Annotated in this window: 2 protein-coding genes; both read left to right on the forward strand. The window is 64.8% G+C overall.

All coding sequences use genetic code 11. The features are described from left to right. On the forward strand, window positions 1–643 hold a 643-nt coding region (locus A3728_RS11720; protein WP_150120757.1), incomplete at its 5' end, for a DUF2254 family protein. A gap of 105 nt (window positions 644–748) precedes the next feature. Next, window positions 749–1,729: NAD(P)/FAD-dependent oxidoreductase (locus A3728_RS11725; protein ID WP_150120758.1), on the forward strand; the 981-nt coding region annotated here is incomplete at its 3' end.

The raw sequence follows: 1,729 nt of genomic DNA on the forward strand, positions 1-1,729 counted from the left end.
GCTTTTGCAGGTGGCGCAGCGGGGCGAGCCCACGCGCGAAGGGGGGCGTGACCGGGACAAGTTCGAACGCCATCTGCGTGACTGTATCGTGATCGGCGATCTGCGCACCTACGATCAGGATCCGCGATTCGGCCTCGTGGTGATGGGAGAGGTGGGCTCGAAGGCGCTTTCGCCCGGGGTGAACGATCCGGGCACGGCGATCGACGTGATCACCCGGCTGGGGCGTATCCTGTCCGATTACCGGGACGAGGCGCGGATGGACGTGCCCGTGCGGCTGACCAATCTGCATGTGCCGCCCATCGACCCCGACGACCTGATGGAGGACGGCTTCAACGCAATGGCCCGCGACGGCGATGCCGTGGTTGAGGTGCAGTTGCGCCTTCAGGCGACGCTCTCGGGCCTCATGCGCCATCCCGATGACGGGTTGAGCAAGGCCGCGCGTGCCGCGGCTGAATTGCATCTGCTGCGGGCGGTCAGCGTGACCTCCTTCGCGCCGGACCGGGAGCGGCTGCGCAAGGCCGCGCGCTCCGACGTCTGGGATGCCGTGCAGGAACGGCTGGAGAAGGAAACCGACGCCAAATCCTATGAGAAGGACGGCGAAGGCAAAGCGGATCTGGATACTGACGGGGTCGGCGCCTCCTGATGCGATAATCCCAATCGCGACCAGATATGTCGGTCAGTGGCAATTGGCCGCTGTTGCGGCGCGTCAGGTTGGGCCGGAAACGGGTCATCACGGGATATCCATATCATGCGCACCCATGCTCAGGCGGTCGTCATCGGGGGCGGCGTCATCGGTTGCTCCATCCTCTATCACCTGACGAAAGCGGGCTGGAGCGATGTCGTCCTGCTGGAGCGGGACGAGCTTACCTCCGGCTCCACATGGCATGCGGCGGCCAATATCCACGGGCTGCACGACAACAACAACATCACCCGCATCCAGAACTACACGATGGACCTCTACAATGCGCTGGAGGAAGAGACGGGCCAGTCCTGCGGGGTTTACCAGCCCGGCAGCCTCTATCTTGCGCAGACCGAAGCCCGCGAGCACCAGCTTCGCCTGCAGGCGGCAAAGGCGAAATACTACGGCTTGAAGTTCCATGAAATCGACCGGGCGGAGGCAGAGGCGCTGCACCCGCTCGTCGATTACGACGGCGTGCGCTGCATCATGTTCGAACCCTCGGGCGGGAACGTCGACCCTTCGGGCGTGACTAATGCCTACGCTACCGGCGCGCGGCAGAACGGGGCCGAGATCCACCGCTTCTGCCCCGTGACCGCGACGGAGCCACAACCCGACGGCAGCTGGATCGTGCGGACGCCCAAGGGTGACATCCATACCCAGTGGGTGGTCAATGCCGCCGGCCTCTGGGGCAGGGAGGTGGCGGCGATGGCGGGCATCTGTCTACCGCTGCAGCCGACCGAACACCAGTATTTCGTGACCGAAACGATTGCGGAGATTGCCGCGCTCGACCGGCGGCTGCCGTCGGTGGCGGATAGGGACGGCGAATATTACCTGCGGCAGGAAGGCAAGGGCCTGCTGATCGGCGCCTATGAACGGGACATGCGCTTTTGGGCAGAGGGTGGCACGCCACAGGATTTCGGGCATGAGCTTTTCGCCGACGATCTCGACCGGATCGAGGAGAACATGATGCGGGCGATTGACCGGGTGCCCGCGGTGGGGGCGGCGGGCATCAAGCGGGTCATCAACGGGCCGATGATCTGGTCGCCCGAT

The sequence above is a fragment of the Sulfitobacter sp. HI0040 genome (assembly GCF_001634885.1).
In the GTDB taxonomy this organism is placed as follows: domain Bacteria; phylum Pseudomonadota; class Alphaproteobacteria; order Rhodobacterales; family Rhodobacteraceae; genus Sulfitobacter.